Annotated in this window: 17 protein-coding genes; 13 read left to right on the top strand and 4 right to left on the bottom strand. The window is 68.9% G+C overall.

From position 1 onward, the window contains the following. Positions 1-7: 7 nt before the first annotated feature. The 5 genes from PARN5_RS0108250 (at position 8) to PARN5_RS0108230 (ending at position 4506) form a co-directional block, all read left to right on the top strand. A complete protein-coding gene (locus PARN5_RS0108250) occupies positions 8-580 on the top strand; it encodes a thioesterase family protein (RefSeq protein WP_017999304.1) in 573 nt (190 codons plus the stop codon). Positions 581-621: 41 nt separating this feature from the next. After that, positions 622-1980: an MFS transporter gene (locus PARN5_RS0108245; protein ID WP_017999303.1), complete on the top strand. Its 1359-nt coding sequence runs from the start codon at positions 622-624 to the stop codon at positions 1978-1980. After that, positions 1977-2849, top strand: a complete 873-nt coding sequence (gene mepA / locus PARN5_RS0108240; protein WP_017999302.1) for a penicillin-insensitive murein endopeptidase — start codon at positions 1977-1979, stop codon at positions 2847-2849. Before PARN5_RS0108245 ends, mepA begins: the two co-directional genes overlap by 4 nt. Then, positions 2822-3778 (top strand): esterase-like activity of phytase family protein, encoded by a 957-nt coding sequence (locus PARN5_RS0108235; RefSeq protein ID WP_026155278.1) that lies wholly within the window; start codon positions 2822-2824, stop codon positions 3776-3778. Before mepA ends, PARN5_RS0108235 begins: the two co-directional genes overlap by 28 nt. Before the next feature lie 113 nt (positions 3779-3891). Continuing rightward, a complete protein-coding gene (locus PARN5_RS0108230; RefSeq protein WP_017999300.1) occupies positions 3892-4506 on the top strand; it encodes a VUT family protein in 615 nt (204 codons plus the stop codon). Between the two features lie 473 nt (positions 4507-4979). On the opposite strand, the gene PARN5_RS0108225 is transcribed toward PARN5_RS0108230, so the two are convergent. Next, positions 4980-5678, bottom strand: a complete 699-nt coding sequence (locus PARN5_RS0108225; RefSeq protein WP_017999299.1) for a DUF1003 domain-containing protein — start codon at positions 5676-5678, stop codon at positions 4980-4982. A gap of 132 nt (positions 5679-5810) precedes the next feature. Further along, positions 5811-6992: an acetyl-CoA C-acyltransferase family protein gene (locus tag PARN5_RS0108220; RefSeq protein WP_017999298.1), complete on the bottom strand. Its 1182-nt coding sequence runs from the start codon at positions 6990-6992 to the stop codon at positions 5811-5813. Positions 6993-7098: 106 nt separating this feature from the next. Here PARN5_RS0108220 and PARN5_RS0108215 point away from each other — a divergent pair, with 106 nt between their 5' ends. The 5 genes from PARN5_RS0108215 (at position 7099) to PARN5_RS0108195 (ending at position 10658) form a co-directional block, all read left to right on the top strand. Then, entirely contained in the window at positions 7099-7455 is a 357-nt protein-coding gene (locus PARN5_RS0108215; protein WP_017999297.1) for a LysR family transcriptional regulator, read from the top strand. A 65-nt stretch (positions 7456-7520) separates the two neighbouring features. After that, positions 7521-8264: a molybdate ABC transporter substrate-binding protein gene (gene modA, locus PARN5_RS0108210; protein ID WP_085999852.1), complete on the top strand. Its 744-nt coding sequence runs from the start codon at positions 7521-7523 to the stop codon at positions 8262-8264. Next, complete coding sequence (gene modB, locus PARN5_RS0108205; protein WP_017999295.1) at positions 8261-8965, top strand: molybdate ABC transporter permease subunit; 705 nt, start codon at positions 8261-8263, stop codon at positions 8963-8965. Before modA ends, modB begins: the two co-directional genes overlap by 4 nt. After that, a complete protein-coding gene (gene modC, locus PARN5_RS0108200) occupies positions 8965-10005 on the top strand; it encodes a molybdenum ABC transporter ATP-binding protein (RefSeq protein ID WP_017999294.1) in 1041 nt (346 codons plus the stop codon). Before modB ends, modC begins: the two co-directional genes overlap by 1 nt. Positions 10006-10079: 74 nt before the next feature. Beyond that, entirely contained in the window at positions 10080-10658 is a 579-nt protein-coding gene (locus tag PARN5_RS0108195; RefSeq protein WP_017999293.1) for a lytic transglycosylase, read from the top strand. Between the two features lie 33 nt (positions 10659-10691). On the opposite strand, the gene PARN5_RS0108190 is transcribed toward PARN5_RS0108195, so the two are convergent. Next, entirely contained in the window at positions 10692-11288 is a 597-nt protein-coding gene (locus PARN5_RS0108190; RefSeq protein WP_017999292.1) for an outer membrane lipoprotein carrier protein LolA, read from the bottom strand. Positions 11289-11378: 90 nt separating this feature from the next. Continuing rightward, complete coding sequence (locus PARN5_RS0108185) at positions 11379-12602, bottom strand: UbiH/UbiF/VisC/COQ6 family ubiquinone biosynthesis hydroxylase (protein WP_026155277.1); 1224 nt, start codon at positions 12600-12602, stop codon at positions 11379-11381. 128 nt (positions 12603-12730) lie between these two features. On the opposite strand from PARN5_RS0108185, the gene PARN5_RS0108180 reads away from it, so the two are divergent. The 3 genes from PARN5_RS0108180 (at position 12731) to PARN5_RS0108170 (ending at position 18043) form a co-directional block, all read left to right on the top strand. Then, a complete protein-coding gene (locus PARN5_RS0108180) occupies positions 12731-14053 on the top strand; it encodes an amidase (protein WP_017999290.1) in 1323 nt (440 codons plus the stop codon). A 129-nt stretch (positions 14054-14182) separates the two neighbouring features. Beyond that, positions 14183-15376 carry an aminotransferase class I/II-fold pyridoxal phosphate-dependent enzyme gene (locus PARN5_RS0108175; RefSeq protein ID WP_017999289.1) on the top strand — a complete coding sequence of 398 codons (1194 nt, stop codon included), beginning with the start codon at positions 14183-14185 and terminating at the stop codon, positions 15374-15376. A 3-nt stretch (positions 15377-15379) separates the two neighbouring features. After that, entirely contained in the window at positions 15380-18043 is a 2664-nt protein-coding gene (locus PARN5_RS0108170; protein WP_017999288.1) for a DNA translocase FtsK, read from the top strand. The last annotated feature ends 78 nt before the right edge of the window (positions 18044-18121 follow it).

Here is an 18121-nt window from a genome sequence, read left to right as displayed (position 1 = left end):
GCCGCCCATGTATCCGATGCTCCGCTTTGCCAAGGAGATGCTGAAATTCCGCCGGGCGCCCCGGATCGGCGTGCTGGAGCCGCATGTCTCGACGCATCGCTGCTGGCCCCTGGACCTGGACCCCTGGATCGAGCTGAACAATGGCCGCACGCTGACGCTCTACGACCTCGGCCGGCTGCCGATGGCGGTCCGGACCGGGATCATCGACACGATGCGGGAAAACGGCTGGGGCATCACCGTGGCCGGGAACTCGGTGCGGTATCGCCGGCGGATCAAGGGCTTCCAGCGTTTCACCATGGTCTCGCGCACCCTGGGCTGGGACGCGCGCTTCCTGTATATGGAGCAGAGCATGTGGCACCGGGGCGAGTGCTACAACCACATGCTGCTGCGCGGCGCGATCACCTCGGCCCAGGGCATCGTTGCGCCGGCGCGGCTGATGCAGGCGGCCGGGCGCGAGGCCGAAAGCCCGGCGCTGCCGGATTGGGTCGCGGCCTGGATCGCGGCGGATGCGCAGCGGCCCTGGCCGCCCGCCCTGCCGGAAATCGCCGCCGCAGACCGCAATGGTGACTTGCCAGCCTGACCGCGCTTGGGCCTTATGCGCCCGCAAGGCAGGGGACGGGCATGGAACGCAAACGCATCTGGGGCTGGTGGTTCTTCGACTGGGCCAGCCAGCCCTTCGCGACGCTGCTGACCACCTTCATCTTCCCGGTCTATTATGCCGAGGTCGCCCGCGCCCATTACACCGCCCGCGGCATGAGCGTCGAGGAAGCCGGCGCAGCGGCGCAGGCGCTCTGGGGTTACGGGCTGGGCATCTGCGGCCTCATCATCGCGGTTCTGGCGCCGGTGCTGGGCGCCATCGCCGACAACAGCGGCCGCCGGCTGGTCTGGGTCTGGGCCTTTTCGGCGCTTTACCTGGCGGGGTCCTGGGGGCTGTGGTTCCTGATGCCCGACCAGCCCGGCCTGCATCTTGCGGTCGTCAGCTTCGGCATCGGCCTGATCGGCATGGAATTCGCCACCATCTTCACCAACGCCCTGCTGCCGGGACTCGCGCCGCGGGACGAGATCGGCCGGGTCTCGGGCTCGGGCTTCGCCTTCGGCTATCTGGGCGGCGTGGTGGCGCTGGCTCTGGTGCTGCTGTTTCTGGCCGAGAACGCGCAGACCGGCCGCACGCTTCTGGGCATCCCGCCGGTGCTGGGGCTGGATCCGGCCCTGCGCGAGGGCACGCGGGCGGCGGGGCCGTTCACGGCGCTGTGGTATCTGGTCTTCATGATCCCCTTCGCGCTGTGGGTGCCGGAAACGCCGGGGCCCCGCCGCCCGGTCCGGCTGGGCGCGGCCATGGCGGCGCTGGGGCGCTTGCTGGCCAGCCTGCGCTATCGCCGCTCGCTGGCGGCCTGGCTCGCGTCCTCGATGTTTTCGCGCGACGCGCTGAACGCGCTTTACGGCTTCGGCGGGGTCTATGCCGGCACGGTGCTGGGCTGGCCGGTGTTCCTGGCGGGGGTCTTCGGCGTGGTCAGCGCGGTCTCGGCCGCCGTCATCAGCTGGATCGGCGGCCGCGCCGACCGGCGCTGGGGGCCAAGGCCGGTCATCATCGCCTGCACGCTGGTGCTGACCGGGGTCTGCATCCTCGTCACCGGCATGAGCCGCGAAAGCGTCCTGGGCCTGCCTCTGGCGCCCGGCTCGCGCCTGCCGGACGGGCTGTTCTTCCTGTGCGGCGTGCTGATCGGCGGCGCGGGCGGCGCGCTGCAATCGGCCAGCCGCACGATGATGGTGCGCCACACCACACCGGCTCGGGCGACCGAAGCCTTTGGTCTTTATGCGCTTTCCGGCAAGGCCACCGCCTTTCTGGCACCGCTGCTGATCGCTGTCGCGACCGACCTCAGCGGCAATCAGCGGCTCGGCATCTCTCCGCTCATCGTGATGTTCCTTCTTTCGCTCATTCTGCTAGGTTGGGTCCAAACAGAAGGAGAGGCCGAGCCGTGATCCGCAAAACCCTGACCGCCGCCGTGCTGGCGCTGGCTGCGCTTGCCATGGCCCAGCCTTCCGCTGCCGATCCGCTCGCCAAGGACGTGTTCGGAGCCGCGCCCGGCCCGACCGGCGGCTCTGCGGCCGCCCTGGGCTTCTATTCCAAGGGCTGCGTCTCGGGCGCGGTGCAATTGCCCGAAAGCGGTCCGACCTGGCAGGCGATGCGGCTGTCGCGCAACCGCAACTGGGGCCACCCCGAGCTGGTCAGCTTCCTGATCGGCCTGTCGGGCGCCGCGCGCCAGGCCGGCTGGCCGGGGCTTTACATCGGCGACATGAGCCAGCCGCGCGGCGGCCCGATGGTCACGGGCCACGCCAGCCACCAGATGGGGCTCGACGCCGACATCTGGATGCTGCCGCCGCAAAGCCTGCAACTGACCCGGGCGCAGCGGGAAAGGATTTCCTCGCAATCGGTGGTGAACAAGGCGGGCACCGCGCCCTCGGCGCTGTGGAGCGGCTCGCATATGGCGATCATCCGCGCCGCCGCCCGCGACCCGCGGGTCGAGCGCATCTTCATCGACCCGGTCGCCAAGGTCGCCATGTGCCAGGCCGCGACCGGCGACCGCAGCTGGCTGCGCAAGGTCCGCCCGATCAACGGCCATGATTACCATTTCCACGTCCGGATGGCCTGCCCGGCCGGCTCGGCCTGCCAGCAGCAGGACGCGCCGCCGCCCGGCGATGGCTGCGCCGAGGCTGCCGAGTGGATCAGGAACCGCATCGACCCCAGCCGCGTCAAGCCGGTGCCGCCCGACCCGAACTATCGCCACCCCCGCAGCTTCCGGCTCAGCGAGATGCCCCGCCAATGCCAGGTCGTCGCCACCGCCCGCTAAGCCGGGCAGCAGGCGCAGGACGGTTCCGGCGCCTGCGCCGACTGGCGCTTTCTGCCCTGCTGCTCTCCGCCGGCGCGGCCTGCGCCGCCGACCCGACCCCCTCGGCCGGGCCGCGTGTCGATTATGTCGCGACCTATGTCTGGCATATGGAGGACGAACAGTTCGGCGGCTTTTCCGGCATCGAGATCAGTGCCGACGGCAGCCGCTTCACCGCGCTGTCGGACCGCGCCTCGATCCGCTGGGGCAGCGTCGAGCGCGACGCCGAGGGCCGCATCCGCGGGCTGGAGCCCGCCGGCCGCGCCCGACTGCGCGACAGCTCCGGCAAGCCGCTGAAACCCGGCTGGCAGGGCGACAGCGAGGGGCTGGCCATCGCCCCCGACGGCACGATCTGGATCAGCTTCGAGGGTCTGACCCGCGTCGCCCGCTACGACACGCCCGACAGCCCGGCCCAACCCCTGCCCCGCCCGCCCGAGTTCAAGGCGATGCAGCGCAACTCTTCGCTGGAGGCGCTGGCGATCCTGCCCGACGGCACGCTTTTGACCCTGCCAGAGCGTTCGGGCCAGCTGACGCGGCCGTTCCCGGTCTGGCGCTGGCGCGACGGCAGGTGGGACCAGCCCTTCTCGATCCCGCGCTCGGGCGACTGGCTGGCGGTCGGGGCGGATGTCGGTCCGGACGGGCGGCTCTATCTGCTCGAACGCGATTTCAAGGGCTTGCTGGGCTTTCGCGCCCGTGTGCGCCGCTTCGACCTGACCGAGCAAGGCGCCCTGAACGAGCGCGTTCTGCTGGAAAGCCGGCCGCTGCAATATGACAATCTGGAAGGGATCTCGGTCTGGGACGATGGCACCGGCATCCGGCTGACCCTGATCGCGGACGACAATTTCAACTGGTTCCAGCGCACCGAGCTGGTCGAATACCGGGTCACGGAATAAGCCGGGCCGGGCGGCACAACGCCGGAAAGCGTTGACAGCAGCCGCCCGCGGGCTTAATCGGCCGTGCCCGCAAGGGCCGAGTCTCCGCTACCTTGTCAAAACGGATTACCGACATGCCCCGCCTTCTTCCCGGCGTCATCGCCATGGCCGTCACCGTCGTGGCCTCGAACATCCTGGTCCAGCACCTGCTGGGCGCCTGGCTGACCTGGGGGGCGCTGACCTATCCGGTCGCCTTCCTGGTCACCGACATCATGAATCGGGTCTATGGCCCGACGGCCGCCCGCAAGGTGGTGTTCGCCGGTTTCATCACCGGCGTGCTGTGCTCGCTGGTCGCGGCCGGCATGGACAAGACCACGTTGCGCATCGCCGTCGCCTCGGGCGCGGCCTTCCTTTCTGCCCAGTTGATGGACATAACGGTTTTCAACCAGTTGCGGAAATACAACTGGTGGTTGCCGCCCTTGGCCGCCAGCCTGGTCGGTTCGGTGGTCGATACTGCCATCTTCTTCAGCATCGCCTTCTCGGCCCCGCTGAGCGCGGTTTTCCCGGCGGACGATGTTTCATGGGCAAATGAACCGGTTGCGCTGCTGGGCCTGGGTCCGGTTCTGCCGCTGTGGATTTCGCTGGCAACGGCGGACTGGCTGGTGAAGGTCGCGCAGGCAGTTCTGGCCCTTGTCCCCTTCCGCATCATCGTCGGAAATTTGATCCAGAGGCGCGCGCAAATTCATTGACTGGTCATGATTTTGTGTCAGGCTGACCTTATAAGGCAACTTATTGAAAGGAGGTGGTCCAGTGTCGAGAGTGATATTGGAGAGAGGTGTCGGGACAGTCAGGTGGGATCTGGCCTGAGGGCAGCCCCAAGGGTCGTGAACCCTGGCTGGGACGGTGGGCACCAACCCTAACCGGACCATCTCCGTGGATCTCGCGAGCCGTTCCCACGGAACGGCTCGTTCCCCATTCGAAGCCGCAGGCCAAGACGGTGCCGATTCCGGCAGATTCCGGTCTTGGCGGTGGTTTCGCTTCATCGTAGCGGGTGGCGTAGCGGCGCGGGCATACGCCGGAACGCGGATTGCGCGCCTGATCGCTAAGCCAACTTGACGGGCCGCGCCTCGACTTTGAGCTCGGCCGTTTCTTGCCGGCAGGCTTCGCTTTCGCCCGCAACCACCGCATGTCGGCCGGTTATGCGCAGCTTTCGCCCGGGTCGTTATTGCTGCGCGCGCCGCATCTCGTGCAGCAGATAGACCTGGATGCGCTGGATCTCCAGCAGGCGCCGCCATTGATGCGTCAACTGGTGGCCGATCTTTTCATGCAGCTGGCGCAATTCCAGTTCGGCTTTCAGGTTGATCTGATAGTCGTTCTCGGCCCGGCGGCGATCCTGCGCCTCTTGCCGGCGCTGGCTCATCATGATGATCGGTGCCTGCAACGCGGCGATGCAGGACAGCACCAGGTTCAACAGGATGAAGGGATAGGGGTCGAAGGATCCGAACAGCAATCCCGACACATTGCCCGCCATCCAGAGCGCCAGCACCGCGACGAAGATCAGGATGAAGCTCCAGGAGCCGCCCCAATCGGCGACGCGATCGGCCATGCGCTCGCCGAAGCGCAACGCGCGGTCCCGCTCGACCGGCGCCGTCGAGGGCGTCAGCAGCGCGCCGCGCGACAGCACCTGCGCCACCTCGGCCTCGAGTTCGCCCAGTTCTCCGGTTTCGTCGGCCAGAAGCTGGGTCAGGTAAAGCTGCCGGTATTTCTGCAGGCAATCGGTGCAGATCCGCCCGCCCTCCTCCCAATCCCGCACATCCTCGCGGACGAGCCGCGACAGGGCCGGCCGCAGGTCCGCCGCCTCGGCAAGATCACTGGCATCCTTCGGCTTGCCGCAGACCTGACAGGGATGGGTTTCGGACATCACGCGCCCTCCAATTCCACCCGGCGGGCAAAGGCAGCGCCCCGCCGGGATGGTGCGGGGGTATTTGTCAAACGGTGAAACGGGGCGCCCTCTTCTGTCCTTTCACCGTTTTCCAAATACCCCCGCGGTATGTCAGATCCGCTCGATCGCCAGCGCAATGCCCTGGCCGCCGCCGATGCACATGGTGATCAGCGCCTTGCGGCCGCCGGTCCGCATGAGCTCATACATCGCCTTGACGGTGACGATGGCGCCGGTGGCGCCGACCGGATGGCCAAGCGCGATGGCGCCGCCGTTCGGGTTCACCCGGGCGGGGTCGAAGCCCAGGCCCTTGTTCACCGCCAGCGCCTGCGCCGCGAAAGCTTCGTTCGATTCGATCACGTCGAAATCGCCGGCCTTCAGGCCGGTGCGTTGCAGCAGCGCCTGGACCGCGGGCACCGGACCGATGCCCATGACGTCGGGGCGCACGCCGGCGACCGCATAGCCCAGCACGCGGAACAGCGGTGTCGCACCGGCCGCCCTGGCCGCATCGGCGCGGGCCAGCACCAGCGCCGCCGCACCGTCGTTGATGCCCGAGGCATTGCCCGCCGTGACCGTGCCATCCTTCTGGAACACGGTCTTCAGCGCCGCCAGCTTTTCCAGGTCGGTGGCCTTGGGATGCTCGTCGGTGTCGAAGGCCACCACGCCCTTGCGGGTCTTGATCTCGACCGGGACGATCTGCTCCTTGAACCAGCCCTGCGCGATGGCATGTGCGGCGCGGCGCTGGCTTTCCAGCGCGAATTCGTCCTGCGCCTGGCGCGAGATGTCATACTCGCGCGCGACATTCTCGGCGGTGACGCCCATGTGGCCGGTGCCCATCGGGCAGGTCAGCGCGCCGACCATCATGTCCAGCATCTGCACGTCGCCCATCTTGGCGCCGAACCGGGCCGCCGGTACCGCATAGGGCGCGCGGCTCATGGATTCCGCGCCGCCCGCGACGGCGAAATCGGCATCGCCCAGCATCAGCGCCTGCGTGGCCGAGACGATGGCCTGCGCGCCCGAACCGCAAAGCCGGTTCACGTTCATCGCCGGCGTCGTGTCCGGCACCCCGGCCTCCAGCATCGCGACGCGGGACAGATACATATCGCGCGGCTCGGTGTTCAGCACATGCCCGAAGACCACGGCACCGATGCGGTCCGCACCCAGGCCGGCGCGCGCGATGGCGGCACGGGTCACGGTGGCGGCCAGCTGGATCGGCGGCACGCCCGCCAGGCTGCCGCCGAAGGTGCCGATGGCGGTGCGGGCCCCCGACAGGATGACGATCTCGTTCGCGGACATGATTCCCCCCTTCGCTTTGGCGATTCCTGTCATTGGTAGCCGCGCTCCGGAACCTCGGAAAGCCCGATGCTCTTGCGACGCGGCGGAATCCGGGCAAGATGCGGGCATGAGCGACGATCCCCGGCTGAGCCTCCGCCTGCATTTCGACTCCGGCCTGACCTTCGGGCGCGGCAAGGCCGATCTCTTGCAATTCATCGACGAGGAGGGCTCGATCTCGGCCGCCGGGCGGCGGATGAAGATGAGCTATCGCCGCGCCTGGTCGCTGGTCGAGGAGATGAACGGCCATTTCGACGCGCCGCTGGTCGACAGTAGCCGGGGCGGCGCCAAGGGGGGCGGCGCGCAATTGACCGCGCGCGGGCGCGAGGTGCTGGCCGATTACCGGGGACTCGAGACGCTGCTGCGCGACCAGGGCGCCGAGGCGCTGGCTCGGCTGCGCGCCGGGCAGCGATCTGTTTCAACGTAAATAACGGTTGCCAGCGCCGGCAGGCGGCGGTTATGTCCGTTCGGACACATTGAATGGAGCTTTCCATGCGCCTGCCCCTGATTGCCGCCGCGCTGGTCGCGCTGGCCCCCGCTGCCCATGCCGACGAAATCACCATCTTCGCCGCCGCCAGCCTGAAGGACGCGCTGGACGGCATTGCCGCGCAATGGCAGGAAAGCCACAAGGACGACACCGTGGTGATCTCCTATGCCGGCAGTTCGCAACTGGCCAAGCAGATCCAGCAGGGCGCGCCGGCCGATCTGTTCATCTCGGCCTCGACGGAATGGATGGATGCGGTGCAGGAATCGGGCGACATCGACGCCGCCACGCGCAAGGACCTGCTGGGCAACACGCTGGTTCTGGTCGGCACCGGCACGCCCGCCGCGGCGCCGGTGACGGAACTGCCGACGCTTCTGGGTGACCACAAGCTGGCCATGGCGCTGGTCGATTCCGTGCCCGCCGGGCAATATGGCAAGCAGGCCCTGACCAAGCTGGGCCTGTGGGACAAGGTCGAGGGCCAGGTCGCCCAGGCCGACAACGTCCGCGCCGCCTTGAAGCTGGTCGCGACCGGAGAGGCGCCGCTGGGCATCGTCTATGGCAGCGACGCCGTGGCCGAAAAGGGCGTGGGCGTGATCGCCACCTTCCCCGAGGACAGCCACGAAAAGATCACCTATCCCGCCGCCGTGACCAAATCGGCCGACACGCCGCAGGCGAGCGCCTTCCTTGACAGCCTGTCGCAGGAGCCGGCAAAGTCGATCTTTGAATCGCAAGGCTTTACCGTCACGCAATGAACCCGACCGACTGGCTTGGCCCTCAGGAATGGCAGGCCGTGCGCCTGTCCCTGCGGGTGGCCAGCGTGGCGACGCTTGCCAGCCTGCCCCTTGCCGTGGCCGTCGCCTGGCTGCTGGCCCGGCGCCGGTTTCCGGGGCACGGGCTGCTCAGCGGCGTCGTGCACCTGCCGCTGATCCTGCCGCCGGTGGTCACCGGCTATCTGCTGCTGGTCAGCTTCGGCACCCAGGGCCCGATCGGCAGCCTGCTGAAGCCCTTGGGCATCGTCTTTGCCTTTCGCTGGACCGGCGCCGCGCTGGCCTGCGCCATCATGAGCTTTCCGCTGGTCGTCCGCGCCATCCGGCTGGGGTTCGAGGCGGTGGACCCCAAGCTGGAACAGGCGGCCGCCACCCTGGGCGCGCCGCGGGCCTGGATCTTCCTGACCGTGACCCTGCCGCTGATCCTGCCCGCGATCCTGGCGGGCGCCACGCTGGGCTTTGCCAAGGCGATGGGCGAATTCGGCGCCACCATCACCTTCGTCAGCAATATCCCGGGCCAGACCCAGACCCTGCCTTCAGCCATCTATGCGCTGCTGCAAACACCAACCGGCGATGCGGCGGCCTTGCGGCTGGTCGTGGTCTCGGTGGTGATCGCCATGGCGGCGGTGCTGGTCTCGGAAGGACTGGCGCGACGCATGGCCGCACGCATCGCCGGGGCGCGCTGATGCTGGAGGTCGATTTTCGCCGCGATTTTCCCGGCCTGGCGCTGGAGGTGGCCTTTCAGGCGCCGGTCGGGGTGACGGCTCTGTTCGGGCCGTCCGGCTGCGGCAAGACCACGACCATCAATGCCGTCGCCGGGCTGCTGCGGCCCGATTCGGGACGCATCGCGCTGGACGGGCGGGTGCTTTACGACGCCACGACCGACCTGCCCCCGCAAGCGCGACGCATCGGCTATGTGTTTCAGGACGCGCGGCTTTTTCCGCATCTGACGGTGGCGGCGAACCTGCGCTACCCCGCGCGCTGGCGGCGCGGCGCGGCGCGCGACTTCGACCGCATCGTCGAGATGCTGGCGCTGGGGCCCTTGCTGAAGCGCCGTCCCGCCACCCTGTCGGGGGGCGAGCGTCAGCGCACCGCCATCGGCCGCGCCCTGCTGTCGGACCCGGCGCTTCTGGTCCTGGACGAGCCGCTGGCCGCGCTGGACGATGCCCGCAAGGCCGAGATCATGCCCTGGCTGGAGCGGCTGCGGGACGAGATCCGCCTGCCGATGCTCTACGTCAGCCATTCGGTGCCCGAGGTGCTGCGGCTGGCCAATACCGTGGTGCTGATGGACCGCGGCCGGGTCGGCCATGCCGGGCCGCTGGCCGAAATCCTGGCCGATCCCGCGCTGGCGCCGCGCCTGGGCGCGCGCGAGGCCGGCGCCCTGATCCGGGCCCGCGTCGAGGGCACCGAGCCGGACGGCATGATCCGCGTCGCCACCGCCGCCGGGCCGATGCTGCTGCCCGGCCCGCTGCCGCAGGGAGCCGAGATGCGGCTGCGAATCCTGGCGCATGAGGTGATCCTGTCGCGGCATGTGCCGCAGGGGCTGTCGGCGCTGAACGTGCTGCCGGTCCGGGTGACGCGCATCGACGGCGGGCTGGTGCAACTGGCCGCGGGCGATGAGCGGATGCTTGCGCAGGTCACCGAACGCTCGGTCAAGGCCTTGGAATTGCAGCCCGGGCTTGTCTGCCACGCCATCGTGAAATCGGTCTCGGTCCTGCCCAGCTAGGGCGCGCGCGGCTTTGTCATTTGCGCGCCCGCCGCGAATCCGCTTATGCTGGCCGCAAAAAACATGAGGGCAGTATGAACAGGTTTCTCAAGCTCGCCATCGTCGGGCTGGTCGCCTCGTGCGGGGGCGGCGGGAACTACAAGGCACCGCGCAATCTGGAAAACGCCTGCCTGCTCGCCAGCGAGCGTCCGGCCTATATGCGCGCCATGAAGCAGACCGAGCGGCGCTGGGGCGTTCCGATCAACGTGCAGATGGCGACGATCCACCAGGAATCGAAATTCATCGGCGACGCCCGCACCCCGCATCGCTATGCGCTGGGAATCATCCCGATGGGGCGGCAGAGCTCGGCCTATGGCTATAGCCAGGCGCTGGACGGCACCTGGGACGAATACCGCAAGGAAACCGGCAACCGCGGCGCGCGGCGCGACAATATCAGGGACGCGACCGATTTCATGGGCTGGTACATGGACGGGACAGCCAAGCGGCTGGGCGTCTCGAAACAGGACGCCGGCGCGCAATACCTGGCCTATCACGAAGGGCGGAACGGCTTCGCCAATGGCTCGCATCAAGGCAAGCCCTGGCTGATGAGCGTCGCCGGCAAGGTCCAGGCCCGGTCCGAGCTTTACCGGATGCAACTGGCGACGTGCCGCTGATCCGGGGCCGCTGATCCGGGTCGCCCGCGCGCCCTAGCGGCGGCGGGCGATCTCGTTCTCGATGGCGAAGGTCGAGGGCTTGAATGACACGCCGGTCTTCATGTCGCCCAGGATCACCGTGGTGCGCTTGCCGGCCTGGTCGGTGACCACCCATTGCCGCAGCTGCGTCGGGTTGGCGGTGAACACCATCTGGATATTGCCGTATTCCGGATGCTGCGGATCCTGCGCGGTGACCACGGTGCTGTTCTTCTTCTCGCTGTAGCCGGTGACCATGCGGGCCTGGCCCAGGTTGATGTTCGGCGCCAGGATCAGCGACAGCGGCGTTTTTGACAGCGGATATTGCTGCGGCCCGCCGCGCGACTTGCCGTCGAAGACCGCGACCTGCCCGGCCGAGGCCAGCACCAGCGTGCGGTCGCCCTTGTATTCGAAGCGCACCCGGTTCGGGCGCTGGATATAGACCGTCCCGGTCGTGATGCTGCCATCGGCGTTGACCTGGGTGAAGTCCGACATGGCGGTCTTCAGGCCATTGAGATAGCGCGAGATCTCGTTCAGCGGGATCTTCTCGGCCATGGCGGGGAAGGCCATGGCAAGGGCAAGGACGGGCGCGAGGGCGAGCGATTTCAGTTTCATGCCGGGGATGATAGCGGTTCTCCAAGGACTTGCACATCACGATCGCCGGATGCGCGCCCGGCCCAACGCTGACGCCGGCGTGAGCGTTCCCTAAAGCGGCCGCCCGGTCAGCAGGCGCGGCATCGGCTCCAGCGACAGGCCCGCCGCCTGGCGCATGAAGCCGCGCCGCAAGGGCGGCAGCGCGTCGACCAGCCCCATGCCGATTTCCCGCGCCGCCCGCAGCAGCGGATTGCCGTTCGAAAACAGCGTGTTCACCCCGTCCATGCCCAGCGCCAGCAATGTCGCATCGGGCCGGCGCCAGTCCTGGTAGCGCGCCAGCACCGGCTCTGTGCCGATATCCTCGCCGCGGCGGCGGGCGGCGACCAGCACCTCGGCCAGGGCGGCCACGTCGCGCAGCCCCAGGTTCAGCCCCTGCCCGGCCACCGGATGCACGCCATGCGCCGCGTCGCCGACCAGCGCGATGCGCGGCGCGACATAGCGCTCGGCCAGGGTCAGGTTCAGCGGATAGCAGAATCGGGGACCGGCCAGCCGGATCTCGCCCAGGAAATCGCCGAAGCGCGGGCGCAGGACAGCAAGGAATTGCTCATCGGGCAGCGCCAGGATCTCGCGCGCGCTGGCCTCGGGCTCGGACCAGACGATCGAGCTGCGGTTGCCGGGCAGCGGCAGAATCGCCAGCGGCCCGCCCGGCATGAAGAACTGATGCGCGGTGCCCTGGTGCGGCAGGTCGTGATCGACCGCCGCGACCAGCGCGATCTGGCCATAGTCGCGGCCCAGCCGCTTGATCCCGGCCCGCCGCGCCACGCCGGATTGCCGCCCGTCGGCGCCCACCAGCAGGCGCGAGACCAGCGCGCGCCCATCAGACAGCGTGCTGCGGATCGCCGCCGCCCCGGGCTGCTGGCCGGTCACCGAAACGCCCGGCAGATGCGTGACCCGCCCCGCCATCGCCGCCAGCAGGGCGCGATAAAGGAACCTGTCTTCAAGCATATAGCCCAGGCGGCCTTCCTCGATCTCGGCGCCGTCGAAATGCAGGCCAAAGGGGCCGGGACCGCTGCCCGGAACGCCCTGCGTCGCCTCGACCCTGCGGATCTCCTGCGCATGGCGGGCAAGGTCCGGCCACAGCCCCAGCGCCGCCAGCAGCCGCTGCGAGGCCAGCGCCAGCGCATAGGCCCGGCCGTCGAAGGCGTCGCCGGCGCGGGCATCGGCGGGCCGGGCATCGGCCACGGCCACGCTGAGCCCGGCATCGGCCAGGGCCAGCGCCAGGGCCGGGCCGTTCAGCCCGCCGCCGGCGATCACGATGTCGAAATCCGTCGTCATGGCGCGCATAATGCTGCTTGGCCGGGCAATGTCCATCGGTCATTGCGCCCATGTCTGCGGCATTGCGGCAAGCCCCTGGCCGGGCTAGCTTGTGCCATATTGCAAACGGGTTTTTCAGGGGTAATGGCATGGACTGGCTCAAGGCATCGGCGGCGGAACAGGGGCGGGCGATCCTGGCCGGGCTCATCAGCCCGCTGGGGCAGGTCGAAGCCTATCTCGATGCCATCAGCCGCCATCCCTATGGCCGGCGGATCTATGCCCGGCTGACCCCCGAACGTGCCCGGGCCGAGGCCGTGGCCGCCCATGACCGCGCCCGCGCCGGGCTGCGGCGCGGGCTGCTGGACGGCGTCGCGATCAGCTGGAAGGACAATATCGACAGCGCCGGCACCGCGACCGAGGCCGGCTCGCGCCTGCTCGCGGGCCGCATCCCCGAACGCGACGCCGCCATCCTGGCCGGCGCCACGCTGGACGGGCTGGTGTGCCTGGGCAAGACCCACATGACCGAGCTGGCCTTTTCCGGGCTGGGCGTGAACCCGATGACGGCGACGCCGCCGAACAGCATCGACCCCGCGCTGGCACCGGGCGGCTCCAGTTCCGGGGCGGCGGTCTCGGTGGCGCTGGGGCTGGCGGCGGCGGCCATCGGCAGCGACACCGGCGGCTCGATCCGGGTGCCGGCGGCCTGGAACGGGCTGGTGGGTTTCAAGCCGACCACCGGCGCGGTGCGCGCGGACGGCGTGCTGCCGCTGTGCCGGCAATTCGACGTTGCCGGCCCCATCGCCCGCACCGTCGAGGATTGCGCCGAGCTTTTCGCCGTCCTGCGCGGCGAGCCCGCCCCCGACCTTTCGGAACCGCCGCGCGGCCTGCGGCTGATGGTGCTGGAAGGCGTGCCCTTCGACGACGCGCGCGAGGCGCCGGTCGCGGGCTTCGAGGACGCGCTGCGCCGCCTTGCCGCCGCGGGCATGCGCATCACCCATGCCGCGCCGCCCTGCGTGGCCGAGGCGATGGCGCTGTCGCCCACGCTTTTCGCCCCCGAGGCCTATGGCATCTGGCGCGACCAGATCGAGGACGCGCCCGAGCTGATGTATCCGCCGATCCTGGAACGGTTCCGCGGCGGCAAGGACGTGCTGGCCGCCGATTACGTCGCCGGCTGGGAAGAGCTGCACCGCCTGCGCGCCGACTGGCAGCGGCTGGTCGCGGGTTTCGACGCCGTGGTCCTGCCCACTGCACCGATCCTGCCGCCGGCGGTGGACCGGCTGCTGGCCGAGCCCGAGTTCTTCGCGCGCGAAAACCTGCTGACGCTGCGCAACACCCGGATCGGCAACCTGCTGGGCCTGCCGGCGATCAGCCTGCCCACCGGCCATCACGCCTGCGGCATCATGCTGATGGGGCGCGCCGGGGGCGACCGCGCGCTCTTGGTCGCGGCCAGCGCCGCCGAGGCCGCGCTGCGCTAGCGACCCGGATTTTCCGGGCAAATCCGGGCAAAACACCCGGGCGCGGCCCGCGAAACTCTGGACGCATCCGGGGAATGCCGGTAGTCTTGCCGCAAACGGGGCGCAACGACCCCGACGAGAGAGGCAGTCATGGCAATACCCGAGCGGTTCTCGAACCTGCCGGATTACGCGTTTCCGCGCCTGCGGAAACTGCTCGCCGGGATCGAACCCGGCGGCGATCCCCTGATCCTGACCATCGGCGAGCCGCGCCACGACATGCCCGCTTTCGTCGGGCCGATCCTGCAGGACAGCCTGGCGGAATTCGGCAAATATCCCGCGAACGAGGGCACGCCGGAACTGCTGGCAGCGATCTCGGGCTGGCTTGCACGCCGGCACGGGCTGGATGTCGTGCCCGAGCGGATCATGGCGCTGAACGGCACGCGCGAGGGGCTGTTCAACGCCGGCTTGGCGCTGTCGCCCGAGACGAAGAACGGCCAGCGCCCGGCGATCCTGATCCCGAACCCGTTCTACCAGGTCTATGCCGTCGCCGCCGCCGCCGTGGGCGCCGAGCCGGTGTTCGTGCCGGCCACCGCCGCGACCGGCCACATGCCGCGTTTCGCCGACCTGGCCCCCGAGGTGCTGGACCGCACGACCATCGCCTATCTGTGCTCGCCCGCCAATCCGCAAGGCGCCATCGCCGGCGAGGACTATCTTCAGGAACTGATCGCGCTGGCGGATCGCCATGATTTCCTGGTGTTTTCCGACGAATGCTATTCCGAGATCTGGCGCGATGCCCCGCCGCCCGGCGCGCTGGCCGTGGCCACGCGCATGGGGCTGGCCGACCGGGTCGTGATGTTCAACTCGCTGTCGAAACGCTCGAACCTGCCGGGTCTGCGCTCGGGCTTTGCCGCCGGCGGCGCGGGGCAGATCGCCCAGATGCGCCGGCTGCGCAGCTATGCCGGCGCGCCGCTGCCGCTGCCGCTGCAGCGCGTCAGCGCCGCCGCCTGGGGCGACGAGGGCCATGTCGAGGAAAGCCGCGCGCTCTATCAGCAGAAATACGCCATCGCCGACCGGGTGCTGGGCAATGTGCCGGGCTATCAGCCGGTCGCGGGCGGGTTCTTCCTGTGGCTGCCGGTGCCCGAAAGCGTCGGCGACAGCGAGGATGCGGCCAGGAAGCTCTGGGCCGAGGCCGGCATCCAGGTCCTGCCCGGCGCCTATCTGGCGCGGGACGGCGCGGGTGGAAATCCGGGGCGGAATTTCATCCGCGTCGCATTGGTGGCTGCGGCCGACCAGACCGAGGCGGCGCTGAACCGCCTGAAAAATTGTTTGTATCAAGGGGGTTAACGCATGGCGAGCTGGCAGGCGAAACACCGCGATCCGCTGTTTGACCAAAGCACGCAGGCCGCGCTGGAGCGGCGCGGCAAGGAATTGCTGGGTGCGGGCCTGGTGATCCTGGGCGTGCTGATCGCGATGATGCTGCTCAGCTATTCGCCGGACGACCCCAGCTTCATGTCAGCGACCGACCAGCCGGCGCAGAACTACCTGGGCCGCTTCGGGGCCTATGTCGCCTCGGCGCTGTTCATGATTACCGGCTATGGCACCTGGGTGCTGGTCGTCGGCGCCGTGGCCTGGGGCCTGCGGCTGATGCTGCACCGGGGCGAAGAGCGGCTGATGCGCGGCATCTTCCTGCCCATCGCCATGGTGCTGGTCTCGATCTACGCCACCTCGCTGACGCCGCCCGCCGGTTGGACGCAGAGCTTTGGCCTGGGCGGGCACCTGGGCGACATGCTGATGGGCGGCATGCTGTCGGCCATGCCGATGAAGGCCTCGATCGCCATCAAGTTCCTGGCGCTGCTGACGGCGACCGGCGCCGCGGCCTTTCTGGCCTTCGTGCTGGGCTTCGACCGCAAGGAGCTGACGGTCATCGGGAATTTCCTGCGCGAGGGGCTCTCGACCGCGCGCATCCTGGCGCTGCATGCCGTGGATCGCGGCGCGCGGCTGTCCTCGGGCGCGGCGCAGCAGATCAAGACCCGCGCCGAGGCCCGCCGCGACCGCGTCAGCCGCGCCGGCTCGGCCGCGCTGCCGCAGGCGGCTGCCGGACGCTCGGCCATTCCGGCGCCGGCGCCGCATATCGCGCCCTATCGCGATGATTTCGCGCCGGAATCCGAGCTGATCGAGCCCGAAACCCATTATGCCGAGGATGACGAGCCGCCGCCGGCCGAGGAGATCAGTGCCCGCATCAGCGACGCGATCCGCAGCCGCAGCGAGGGCAAGGCCTCGCTGCTGTCGGCCGTGACCGCGCGCCTGACAGGGGCCCGGGCGCCCCTGCCCCGGGCCGAGCCGCCGCTGAGCGCCGAAGACGACGAGCTGCCCGAGCCGGTCACCGCCAACCCCTTTGGCGCCGAGACGCCGCGCGTGGTGGTGCCGCCGAAGAAGCCCGCGCCCTCGCGTCAGGCGCAGGCCGAGGCCGAGCCCTCGATGCGTTTCGACGAGGTCTCGAATCCCTATGAGCACCCGCCGCTGTCGCTGCTGGCCGCGGCCGAAACCGTGCAGCGCCATCAGCTGAGCCAGGAGGCGCTGATGGAAAACGCCCGCATGCTGGAGGCGGTGCTGGACGATTACGGCGTCAAGGGCCAGGTGACCGAGGTGCGGCCGGGTCCGGTGGTGACGCTGTACGAGCTGGAGCCGGCGCCGGGGCTGAAGGCCAGCCGGGTGATCGGGCTCGCCGACGACATCGCGCGGTCCATGTCGGCGCTGTCGGCGCGGGTCTCGACCGTGCCGGGGCGTAGCGTCATCGGCATCGAGCTGCCGAATGCGCGGCGCGAAAAGGTCGTTCTGCGCGAGATCCTTGCCTCGAAGGCCTATGGCGACGGCACCCAGCCGCTGCCGCTGGCGCTGGGCAAGGACATCGGCGGCGGGCCGGTGGTGGCGAACCTGGCCAAGATGCCGCATCTGCTGATCGCCGGGACCACCGGCTCGGGCAAGTCGGTCGCCATCAATACCATGATCCTGAGCCTGCTCTACAAGCTTTCGCCCGAGGAATGCCGGCTGATCATGATCGACCCCAAGATGCTGGAACTGTCTGTTTATGATGGGATTCCGCATCTGCTGAGCCCGGTCGTCACCGATCCCAAGAAGGCGGTCGTCGCCCTGAAATGGGTCGTGGGCGAGATGGAGGAACGCTATCGCAAGATGTCCAAGATGGGCGTGCGCAACATCGAGGGCTACAACGGCCGCGTGCGCGAGGCGCTGGACAAGGGCGAGCTGTTCAAGCGCACGGTGCAGACCGGCTTCGACGAGGATACCGGCGAGCCGGTGTTCGAGACCGAGGAGTTCCAGCCCGAAACCTTCCCCTATATCGTTGTGATCGTTGACGAAATGGCCGACCTGATGATGGTGGCGGGGAAAGAAATCGAGGCCTGCATCCAGCGGCTGGCGCAGATGGCGCGGGCCAGCGGCATCCACCTGATCATGGCGACGCAGCGGCCCTCGGTCGATGTGATCACAGGCACGATCAAGGCGAACTTCCCGACCCGGATCTCGTTCCAGGTCACGTCCAAGATCGACAGCCGCACCATCCTGGGTGAGCAGGGCGCCGAGCAGTTGCTGGGCCAGGGCGACATGCTCTACATGGCCGGCGGCTCCAAGATCACCCGTGTGCATGGGCCTTTCGTTTCCGACGAGGAGGTCGAGGAAGTCGTCAATCATCTCAAGAGCTTCGGCCCGCCCAGCTATATGTCGGGCGTGGTCGAGGGACCGGACGAGGAGCGCGCCGACAGCATCGACATGGTGCTGGGGCTGTCGACCGGCGAGGGCGGCGATGCCGAGCTTTACGACATGGCCGTGGCCATCGTGGCCAAGGATCGCAAATGCTCGACGAGCTATATCCAGAGGAAACTGGCCATCGGCTACAACAAGGCGGCGCGGCTGGTCGAGCAGATGGAGGAGCAGGGCGTCGTCAGCCCGGCGAACCATGTCGGCAAGCGCGAGGTGCTGGTGCCGGAAGTGTGATCACAGATTTCGCGGAAATGGGGGCCGGGCATTTTGCCCGGCCTTTTTCATGGCGCAACGGCAGCGTGCGTTGCGCGG

It is taken from the genome of Paracoccus sp. N5 (assembly GCF_000371965.1).
GTDB lineage: Bacteria > Pseudomonadota > Alphaproteobacteria > Rhodobacterales > Rhodobacteraceae > Paracoccus.
Note: the sequence above shows the minus strand (reverse complement) of the source record. Positions and strands in the feature narration are given on the sequence as shown.